This window comes from Burkholderia sp. Ac-20349, assembly GCF_017104865.1.
Taxonomy (GTDB): Bacteria; Pseudomonadota; Gammaproteobacteria; order Burkholderiales; family Burkholderiaceae; genus Burkholderia; species Burkholderia aenigmatica.
Window position 1 is genome coordinate 1 of record NZ_JAAGPM010000212.1, and the last position, 9,586, is coordinate 9,586.

Annotated in this window: 8 protein-coding genes and 1 pseudogene; 5 read left to right on the top strand and 4 right to left on the bottom strand. The window is 66.2% G+C overall.

From position 1 onward, the window contains the following. Together G3N61_RS36245 and G3N61_RS36250 are read right to left on the bottom strand one after the other, a co-directional pair. A pseudogene (locus G3N61_RS36245) lies at nucleotides 1-219 on the bottom strand (hypothetical protein); the annotation flags it as partial. Nucleotides 220-323: 104 nt separating this feature from the next. After that, nucleotides 324-494 (bottom strand): rubredoxin, encoded by a 171-nt coding sequence (locus G3N61_RS36250; RefSeq protein ID WP_004186709.1) that lies wholly within the window; start codon nucleotides 492-494, stop codon nucleotides 324-326. Nucleotides 495-748: 254 nt separating this feature from the next. Here G3N61_RS36250 and G3N61_RS36255 point away from each other — a divergent pair, with 254 nt between their 5' ends. Next, nucleotides 749-1,615, top strand: coding sequence for a hydroxymethylpyrimidine/phosphomethylpyrimidine kinase (locus G3N61_RS36255; RefSeq protein WP_043181580.1), 867 nt, complete (start codon nucleotides 749-751; stop codon nucleotides 1,613-1,615). Nucleotides 1,616-1,798: 183 nt separating this feature from the next. On the opposite strand, the gene groL is transcribed toward G3N61_RS36255, so the two are convergent. Next, nucleotides 1,799-3,439: a chaperonin GroEL gene (gene groL / locus G3N61_RS36260; RefSeq protein WP_043181578.1), complete on the bottom strand. Its 1,641-nt coding sequence runs from the start codon at nucleotides 3,437-3,439 to the stop codon at nucleotides 1,799-1,801. A gap of 48 nt (nucleotides 3,440-3,487) precedes the next feature. Beyond that, nucleotides 3,488-3,781: a co-chaperone GroES gene (gene groES / locus G3N61_RS36265; protein WP_011351136.1), complete on the bottom strand. Its 294-nt coding sequence runs from the start codon at nucleotides 3,779-3,781 to the stop codon at nucleotides 3,488-3,490. A gap of 682 nt (nucleotides 3,782-4,463) precedes the next feature. Here groES and G3N61_RS36270 point away from each other — a divergent pair. The 4 genes from G3N61_RS36270 (at nucleotide 4,464) to G3N61_RS36285 (ending at nucleotide 9,518) form a co-directional block, all read left to right on the top strand. Then, nucleotides 4,464-5,930 (top strand): carbohydrate porin, encoded by a 1,467-nt coding sequence (locus G3N61_RS36270; protein WP_043181576.1) that lies wholly within the window; start codon nucleotides 4,464-4,466, stop codon nucleotides 5,928-5,930. Nucleotides 5,931-5,992: 62 nt separating this feature from the next. Then, complete coding sequence (locus tag G3N61_RS36275) at nucleotides 5,993-7,126, top strand: hypothetical protein (protein WP_043181573.1); 1,134 nt, start codon at nucleotides 5,993-5,995, stop codon at nucleotides 7,124-7,126. An 11-nt stretch (nucleotides 7,127-7,137) separates the two neighbouring features. Beyond that, nucleotides 7,138-8,436, top strand: coding sequence for an iron uptake transporter deferrochelatase/peroxidase subunit (gene efeB / locus G3N61_RS36280; RefSeq protein ID WP_205824794.1), 1,299 nt, complete (start codon nucleotides 7,138-7,140; stop codon nucleotides 8,434-8,436). A 65-nt stretch (nucleotides 8,437-8,501) separates the two neighbouring features. Continuing rightward, nucleotides 8,502-9,518 (top strand): iron ABC transporter substrate-binding protein, encoded by a 1,017-nt coding sequence (locus G3N61_RS36285; RefSeq protein WP_205824795.1) that lies wholly within the window; start codon nucleotides 8,502-8,504, stop codon nucleotides 9,516-9,518. Nucleotides 9,519-9,586 lie beyond the last annotated feature (68 nt).

Sequence of the window (9,586 nt, forward strand, 5' to 3'; positions counted from 1 at the left end):
GGGCACGGCGGCCGACAGTTGCCCCGCGAAACGCGGGGCAGGCAGCCAGCCGGCTTCCGCCAGCACGGCCGCCGCGGCGGACAGCGGCGCGGCCGCATCGTCACGCTGCTCGAAAGCGTCGGCGGCCGCCGCAAGCCATGCGTCGGCCGCGCGCACGGCCCCGCCACGCGGGTTGGGCAGTGCGTCAGGGTGGGGAACGTTCGCCGGTTCTGGCCTCATGGACACGCGCGCCTGTCATCGTCAAGTCGCTCGCGCGACCCTCGGCGCGCGAGCGCCGGGCCGATGCGAGGCCTGAGCGGTGTGTCCGTGGGCCAGGGATCCGGTCAGATCTGGACCATCTCGAAGTCTTCCTTGCGGGCGCCGCATTCAGGGCACGTCCAGTTGATCGGGACGTCTTCCCAGCGCGTGCCCGGGGCAATGCCCTCTTCCGGCAGCCCGGCTTCTTCGTCGTAAATCCAGCCACAAATCAGGCACATCCAGCTCTTGTATTCCATCTTAAGCCGCGTCGGGAAAGTCGGTAAATTCGGGAGCCATGATGGTACCGTGTCGGGGCCGGACTGCCTAGCAATCGCGCTGGAGTAACGCGACTACGTTGCGCTGCGCTAAAAAATCCGTCGTGCGGGCCGGATTCCGCCGCATAATGACTGAAAAGTGCGGCCTGCCGGGCAACACAGGGCCGAAAACGCCCATTTCGCCTCGCCGTCCGCATGTCCGTCGCTTGTCCGTTTTTCTCTTGCCCCATTTTTACATGTCCAGCAACGCCCCTCCGATCGTCCTCACCTTCGGCCTGTCCGATCCCACCGGCGGCTCTGGCATTCAAGCCGATCTGTTGACCCTGGCGAGCATGGGCTGTCACGGTGTGTCCGTCCTGACGGGCTACACCGTGCGCGACTCGGCCGCCTGCGACGAAGTGACGGGGCTCGATCCCGACGTCGTCGCCGCCCAGGCGCGCATGCTGCTCGAGGACATGCCGGTCGCCGCGTTCAAGATCGGCGCAACCACGCGCGCGGAAGTCGTCAGCGCGATCGCCGAAGTGGTCGCGGACTACGACGGCGTGCCGCTCGTGCTCGCGCCGGATTTCACGCTCGACGACGAGCACGTGCTCGCCGCCGACGACCTGCGCGAATCGATCGCCGACCTGCTCGCACCGCAAACCACGCTGCTGGTCGCCGACTACGCGACGCTGATCGCGCTCGCGCAGCCGGACGGCGATGCCGAGGCGCCGAATCTCGATGCGGCCCTGTCGCACCTGCTGTCGCAAGGCTGCGAATACATCCTGTCGTCCGAGACGGGCTCGCACCGGCTCGTCAACACGCTGTACGGCGAGGAAGGCCAACTGCGCGAGGACATGTGGGATCGTTCGCCGCACCGGCTGATGGGCATCACCGACACGCTGGGCGCAGCGATCGCGGCGCTGCTCGCGAACGGCCAGGAACCGCCCGAAGCCGTGCGCGAAGCGCAGGAATACCTGTACCAGGCCGTTCGCGACGCGTTCCGGCCCGGCATGGGCGCGTACCTGCCCGACCGGTTCTTCTGGGCGCGCAGCAACGAAGACTCGGACACCCCGCCCGCCGCGAAGGCCGACCCGGTGCCGAGGACATCGCACCGGCATTGAAGCGGACACGGCGGGGCATGCCCCGCCGTCGCACCTGCCGCGCCATGTTGGGCGCGACCGCTCCGGTTCCCCCACGCACGCGTCGAAATCTGCACGCGTAAAAAAAGACCCGCATCGCTGCGGGTCTTTTCTTTTGGCTGGAACGCGCATCGCTGCGCGTTCCGGACAATCGACCGAAGTCGATTACATGTCCATGCCCATGCCGCCCATGCCGCCCGGCATGCCGCCCGGCATCGGTGCATCTTCCTTCGGCAGTTCTGCGACAGCTGCGTCCGTCGTCAGCAGCAGGCCTGCAACCGAAGCTGCGTTCTGCAGTGCGGTGCGCGTGACCTTGGTCGGGTCGACGACGCCGGCTTCAACCATGTCGACGTACTCGCCCGTTGCTGCGTTGTAGCCGTAGTTGCCCGTACCTGCAGCAACTGCCGCCACCACGACGCTGGCTTCTTCGCCGCCGTTCGTGACGATCTGGCGCAGCGGCTCTTCCATTGCGCGCAGCACGATCTTGATGCCGGCGTTTTGATCGGCGTTAGCGCCGGTCAGGCCTGCGATCGCGGTGCGAGCGCGGATCAGCGCAACGCCGCCACCTGCCACGATGCCTTCTTCAACAGCTGCGCGCGTTGCGTGCAGTGCGTCTTCGACACGTGCCTTCTTTTCCTTCATTTCGACTTCGGTCGCTGCGCCGACCTTGATCACTGCAACACCGCCGGCCAGCTTGGCCACGCGCTCTTGCAGCTTTTCACGGTCGTAGTCCGACGTCGCTTCTTCGATTTGCGCGCGCACTTGCTTCACGCGTGCTTCGATGTTCACGGCTTCGCCTGCGCCGTCGATGATCGTCGTGTTTTCCTTGCCCACTTCGATGCGCTTCGCCTGGCCCAGTTCTGCCAGCGTTGCCTTCTCGAGCGTCAGGCCGGTTTCTTCAGCGATCACCTGGCCGCCGGTCAGGATCGCGATGTCTTCCAGCATCGCCTTGCGACGATCGCCGAAGCCCGGCGCCTTGACCGCAACGGTCTTCAGGATGCCGCGGATGTTGTTCACGACCAGCGTCGCGAGCGCTTCGCCTTCGATGTCTTCAGCGATGATCAGCAGCGGACGGCCAGCCTTCGCGACTTGCTCGAGTACCGGCAGCAGATCACGGATGTTCGACACCTTCTTGTCGTGCAGCAGCACGAACGGGTTGTCGAGGACGGCGACTTGCTTTTCCGGGTTGTTGATGAAGTACGGCGACAGGTAGCCGCGGTCGAATTGCATGCCTTCGACGACGTCGAGTTCGTCAGCCAGCGACTTGCCGTCTTCGACGGTGATGACGCCTTCCTTGCCGACCTTGTCCATCGCTTCAGCGATGCGATCGCCGATCGACGTGTCGCTGTTCGCCGAGATCGAGCCGACCTGTGCGATTTCCTTGTTCGTCGTGCACGGCTTGCTGATCTTCTTCAGCTCTTCGACAGCCGCTGCGACTGCCTTGTCGATGCCGCGCTTCAGGTCCATCGGGTTCATGCCCGATGCGACGTACTTCATGCCTTCGCGAACGATCGATTGCGCGAGGACGGTTGCCGTCGTCGTGCCGTCGCCTGCGTTGTCGCTGGTCTTGGAAGCCACTTCCTTGACCATTTGCGCGCCCATGTTCTGGAGCTTGTCCTTCAGCTCGATTTCCTTCGCGACCGACACACCGTCCTTGGTGACCGTCGGGCCGCCGAAGCTGCGCTCGAGCACGACGTTGCGGCCCTTCGGACCCAGCGTGACCTTGACTGCGTTGGCGAGAATGTTCACGCCTTCGACCATCTTCGAACGGGCGGAATCGCCGAATACGACGTCTTTAGCTGCCATCTTCTAACTCCTTGAATTCTTGGGAATATGTACCGTCGGTGGACGCGCTTACTTGGCGTTGACCACGGCCATGATGTCTTCTTCGCGCATGACCAGCAGTTCGTTGCCGTCGACCTTCACGGTCTGGCCTGCGTACTTGCCGAACAGGACGCGATCGCCGACCTTCACGTCGAGCGCGATCGGCGCGCCCTTGTCGTCGCGCTTGCCCGGGCCGACGGCCAGGACTTCGCCCTGGTCCGGCTTTTCAGCAGCGGCGTCGGGGATCACGATGCCCGAGGCGGTCTTGGTTTCCTGATCCAGGCGCTTGACGATCACGCGATCGTGCAAAGGACGAAGGTTCATATTCACTCCTCTCTTGACTGAGATTGAAGAACGCTTAGGGAATCTGCCCGGCTTGTCGCCCGGCAGAGAATTGTTAGCACTCTCGTGCAGCGAGTGCTAATTATATGGACGGGTTTTGACAAATTCAAGAAGGGAAACCGGAGGAATTTTCAGGGTGGCGATGCGGCGGGAAAGGCACGCAAAAACAATAAAAAACCCTTTTGAAACAATACCCTGACGAACTCTTCCCGGCCTGGCCGGCGGGCCCGCGCGGCCCGCGAATCTCATTCAGCCCCGTTTGGACACCGGGTAAGCACGGAGTTCCTGCGATCGGCGGCATCGCATGAAAAAACCTGCGCGGGCGTCGATTCCGTCCGCCGCGACGCTCCCGCTCCCCGTCCGCCTAGGCCGCTTCATCCCCCCTCCCGCAGATCCATCGATCCACATCGAATCATACATTTTCATTACACAGATATTTACGGTTTACCTCTGCGAAAAACACGTGTCAGGCCCCATCCGTAAGGGTTCGGATTACAGACAGTAATTTAGATGCGAATCATTCTCGTTTACATTGACTTTCCCATTTGACACTCCTACGATGCGCCGCGTTGCGTTCATCTTCATGCCCTGGCCGATCGGTGCCGAGCGTCCGGATAGTGACCGACAAGCAGGATTCCTTACCAAATAAAACCAGGGATTTGATATGACGTTTGCGTCGTTCCAGGGAGACAGCGTCCGCGCCCGGATGCGCCCCGCCGCCTGTGCGGCCGTCCTCGCGTGCGCCTCGTTCGCGAGCGGCGCAGCTTTCGCCGACACGCCCGTCGACGCGCAGCCCGAAGCGCCCGAGGCCGACCTCGCGATCCAGGCGAAGCCGACCAACGCGTTGACCGGTATCTGGACGCGCCAGAACCTGCTTGGCGACATGGGCGGCATCCGTCCGTGGCTCGGCAAGTACGGCGCAACGCTGCAGATCACCGAAACCAGCGAATACCTGGCGAACCTGCGCGGCGGCCTGAACCGTGGCGGCGCGTACGACGGACTGACGACGGCCACCTTGACGGTCGACACGCAGAAGGCGATCGGCCTGCCCGGCGGCACGTTCAACGTCAGCGCGCTGCAGATCCACGGCACCAACCTCAGCACGAGAAACCTCGGCACGCTCAACACCGCGAGCGGCATCGAGGCACAGGGCACGACGCGCCTGTGGGAGCTCTGGTACCAGCAGTCGTTCCTCGACAAGCGCGTCGACGTGAAGGTCGGCCAGCAGAGCCTGGACCAGGAATTCATGGTCAGCACGTATGCGAACACGTTCGTCAACACGATGTTCGGCTGGCCCGCGCTGCCGTCGTACGACTTGCCGAACGGCGGCCCCGCGTATCCGCTCGCCGGCCTCGGCGTGCGCGTGCGTGCGCAGATCACGCCGAAGGTCACCGCGCTCGCAGGCGTGTTCGACGGCGATCCGCTCGGCAACAATCCGAGCAACCTGAGCGGCACCAACTTCAACCTGCACAACGGTGCGCTCTACATCGGCGAACTGCAGTACGCGCTGAACCAGCCGTCCGACGGCGAAATGGACACCGGCCACTCGAACGGGCTGCCGGGCACCTACAAGATCGGCGTCTGGTATCACAACGGCCGCTTCGCGGACCAGAACGTGGGCACCGACGGGCTGTCGCTCGCGGACCCCGCATCGAACGGCAACGCGCAGCAGCGTCACGGCAACTACAGCTTCTACGCGGTGGCCGACCAGATGATCTGGCGCCCCGACCCGACCGGCCCGCGAAGCCTCGGCGTGTTCGCACGCGTGATGGGCGCGCCGGGCGACCGCAACCTGGTGAGCTTCTCGGCCAACGCCGGGATCGTGCTGAAGGCGCCGTTCGAAGGCCGCGACAACGACAGCGTCGGCCTCGGCGTCACGTACATCCAGGTCGGCAACCACGTGACCGACCTCGACCAGACCGCGCGGACGTTCGCAGCCAGCCCGTACGGCGTGCGCACCCGCGAGACGACGCTCGAAGCGACCTACCAGTACCAGGTCAACCCGTGGTGGATCGTCCAGGCCGACGCGCAGTACACGTTCAATGCCGGCGCCGGCCAGAACCCGAGCGACGCGACCCAGCCGCTGCGCAATACGTTCGTGCTCGGCGCGCGTACGACGATCACGTTCTGAGCGACGCGCACGCTGCCCATTTTCGCGCGCCGCCCGGACGGCGCGCTCCCCAGGAGAGTCACATGAATCCATCCGCCCCGCTTCGCCGCCTCGCGACGGGCGCACTGGCTGCCGCCGCACTGACGGCCGCTGCCGGCGCACTCGCCGAGCCGCAAGGTTTCCTCGAGACGCTGCATCGCCACACCACGCTCGTCAACACGGTGCCGGACAACGGCGACCAGAACCCGTACGCGATCGCGGTCGCGCCGGTGTCGGCCGGCACGATCCAGGCGGGCGACGTGCTCGTCGACAACTTCAACAACTCGGCGAACCTGCAAGGTACCGGCAGCACGATCGTCAACTACCGCCCGTCGACGAAGCAGCTGAGCCTGTTCGCATCGATCCCGCGCGACCTGAAGGCGTGCCCGGGCGGCGTCGGCCTGTCGACGGCGATGACGATGCTGAAATCCGGCTGGGTGATCGTCGGCAGCACGCCGAGCAACGACGGCACGACCAACACCAAGGGCGCCGGCTGCCTGATCGTGCTCGATCCGCAAGGCAAGATCGCGTCGACGTGGTCGACCCCGAACATCAACGACCCGTGGGGCAACATGGCCGTGGTCGACCGCGGCGACAGCGCGACGCTGTTCGTCAGCATGGCCGGCTTCGGCGTCGGCGGCGCGGACGGCAATCCGCCCGTCTACAAGCAGGCGACCGTGCTGCGTCTCGACCTCGACGTGCCGGCGGGCAAGCCGCCCGTGATCAAGCAGGAAACGGTCGTCGCGAGCGGCCTCGGCGCGCAGGCCGACAAGGGCGTATTCCTGGTCGGCCCGACCGGCCTCGCGCTGTCCGGCGACCAGAAGAAGCTGTACGTGTCGGACGCGATCGGCAACCGCATCGTCGAGATCGACGACCCGCTCACGCGCGACACCAGCGCGGGCGTCGGCCGCCAGATCACCGCCGACGGCTTCCTGCGCCGCCCGCTCGCGCTCGCGACCGCGCCGAACGGCCACCTGCTCGCGACCAACGCGCAGAACGGCCAGGTCGTCGAGATCGACCCGGTCGCCGGCAAGCAGCTCTACGCGCGCTGGATCAATACCGACAAGGCTCAGACGCCCCCCGGCAACGGCAACCTGTTCGGCATCGCGATGACGCCTGAAGGCGACGGCTTCTACTACGTCGCGGACGACGTCAACACGCTGTTGCTCGCGAAGTAATGGAGCCAACCATGGCAGACGATTCCAACCAGCCACCCCGCCCCGCGCGGCGCGGCTTCCTGAAGGCGGGCGGCGCCGCGGTGGCCGCCGGCCTCGCGGCGGCGTCGATCCCGGCCGCGAAGGCCGCGGATGCGCCCGCCACCGCCCCCGCTTCCGCGCATGACGGCGTCGAGCCGTTCTATGGCAAGCACCAGAGCGGCATCGCGACGCCGCAGCAGCGCCACGCGTATTTCGCGGCGCTCGACCTGACGACCGCGCAGCGCGCGGACGTCATCGCGCTGCTGAAAACCTGGACCGACGCCGCCGCGCGCATGACGCGCGGTGATACCGCACTGCCGCTCGCCGCGACGGGCAGCGACGAAGTCGCGCCGGCCGACGGGGGCGACGCGCTCGGCCTCGGCCCTGCGCGCCTGACGATCACGTTCGGCTTCGGCCCCGGCATGTTCGCACTCGCCGGCAAGGACCGCTACGGCCTCGCGAAGCATCGCCCCGCCGCGCTCGTCGACCTGCCGCGCTTCAATGGCGACCAGTTGCTGCCCGAAAAGACCGGCGGCGACCTGTTCATCCAGGCGTGCGCGGACGACGCGCAGGTCGCGTTCCACGCGGTACGCCAGCTCGTGCGCCTCGGCGCGAAGGCGACGCAGATGCGCTGGGGCCAGGCCGGCTTCACGTCGGGCAAGCCCGGCGAGACGCCGCGCAACCTGATGGGCTTCAAGGACGGCACGATGAATCCGCCGATGTCCGATCCGGCCGCGATGGATGAATTCGTGTGGGCCGGCAGCGAAGGCCCGGCATGGATGAACGGCGGCACCTACACGGTCGTGCGCCGGATCCGCATCACGCTCGAGCACTGGGACAACACGGAGCTCGGCTTCCAGGAGCAGGTGGTCGGCCGTCACAAGTACAGCGGCGCGCCGCTCGGCCAGAAGCACGAGTTCGAGGCACTCGATCTCGACGCGGCCGACAAGGACGGCAACCCGGTGATCCCCGACAACGCGCACGCGCGCCTCGCATCGCCGCAGTTGAACAACGGCGCGCAGATCCTGCGCCGCGCGTACTCGTACAACGACAGCACGAATTTCTACATCGAGCGCTGGCCGCCGTGGCGCCAGCAGACCGAGTACGACGCGGGGCTGATGTTCGTCGCGCACCAGCGCGACCCGCGCAAGGGCTTCATTCCGATCAACGAGAAGCTCGCGAAGCTGGACATCATGAACCAGTTCACCACGCACGTCGGCAGCGCGATCTTCGCGTGCCCGCCGGGCGCGCAACCTGGTTCGTACATCGGCGCCGCGCTGTTCGACGCATGACGACACGCAACGCAAGCCAAGGCACTCCTTCCCGGCCCGGCCGGGTGCAACCTGCTAAACACGACATGAACACTTCACCCGTTAGCCGCCCGCTGCGGCACCTGATTTCCGCGGCCGCCGCCGCGCTGATGCTGACCGGCGCACTGCACGCCGCACGCGCGCATGCCGCGACGCTCACGCTGTACAACGCGCAGCACGAGCAGGTCGTCAACCAGCTCGTCAAGGACTTCGAAGCACAGAGCGGCATCACCGTGAAGGTGCGCTCGGGCGAAGGCCCGGCGCTCGCCGCGCAGCTCGCCACGGAAGGCGACCGCACGCCGGCCGACGTGTACTTCACCGAGAACTCGCCGGAGCTCGTGCTGCTCGACCGCAAGGGCCTGCTCGCGAAGACCGATGCGGCCGCGCTGCAGTCGGTGCCCGCGCGCTTCAACCCGGCCGACGGCAACTGGGTCGGCGTGCTCGCGCGCGAGAACGTGCTCGTCTACAACACCGCGAAGATCCAGCCGCAGCAGCTGCCCGCTTCGCTGCTCGATCTCGCGAAGCCCGAATGGAAGGGCAAGGTCGGCGTCGCGCCGAGCGACGCGGACTTCCTGCCGCTCGTGAGCGCGGTGCTCGCGCTGCACGGCGAAGCCGCGACGCTGCAATGGCTGAAGGGCCTGAAGGCGAACGCGCAGATCTTCGACGACGACGAAGGCGTGACGGCGGCCGTCAACCGCGGCGGCGTGCTGACCGGCATCATCAACAACTACTACTGGGACCGCCTGCACGCCGAGCTCGGCGACAAGTCGACCCGCAGCGCGATCTACCACTTCGGCAAAGGTGACGTCGGCGGTGCCGTCAACGTATCGGGCGCCGCGGTGCTGAAGGCCTCGAAACACCAGCCGGAAGCGCAGAAGTTCGTCGCGTATCTCGTCGGCGAGCGCGCGCAGAAGCTGATGGCGGGCGGCCATATCAGCTTCGAGTATCCGCTGCATCCGGGCGTCGCCCCCGATCCGATCCTGAAGCCGTTCAACGAACTGAGCCCGCCGGCGCAGCGCGACGCCGTCCCCGCGCAATGTTGCACGTGCGGCAAAGGTGCCTGACGGCGCACGGGATGTTTCGTTTGGCGTCCGAAGCCTAGACTGGTCGCATCGATTCCGCCCGCGCCGGC

Excerpts from the sequence above, each read along its gene's own strand:
- groES (WP_011351136.1), bottom strand. The coding sequence starts at position 3,781 with ATGAACCTTCGTCCTTTGCACGATCGCGTGATCGTCAAGCGCCTGGAT.
- efeB (WP_205824794.1), top strand. The coding sequence starts at position 7,138 with ATGGCAGACGATTCCAACCAGCCACCCCGCCCCGCGCGGCGCGGCTTC.
- groL (WP_043181578.1), bottom strand. The coding sequence starts at position 3,439 with ATGGCAGCTAAAGACGTCGTATTCGGCGATTCCGCCCGTTCGAAGATG.
- G3N61_RS36255 (WP_043181580.1), top strand. The coding sequence starts at position 749 with ATGTCCAGCAACGCCCCTCCGATCGTCCTCACCTTCGGCCTGTCCGAT.
- G3N61_RS36275 (WP_043181573.1), top strand. The coding sequence starts at position 5,993 with ATGAATCCATCCGCCCCGCTTCGCCGCCTCGCGACGGGCGCACTGGCT.
- G3N61_RS36285 (WP_205824795.1), top strand. The coding sequence starts at position 8,502 with ATGAACACTTCACCCGTTAGCCGCCCGCTGCGGCACCTGATTTCCGCG.
- G3N61_RS36270 (WP_043181576.1), top strand. The coding sequence starts at position 4,464 with ATGACGTTTGCGTCGTTCCAGGGAGACAGCGTCCGCGCCCGGATGCGC.
- G3N61_RS36250 (WP_004186709.1), bottom strand. The coding sequence starts at position 494 with ATGGAATACAAGAGCTGGATGTGCCTGATTTGTGGCTGGATTTACGAC.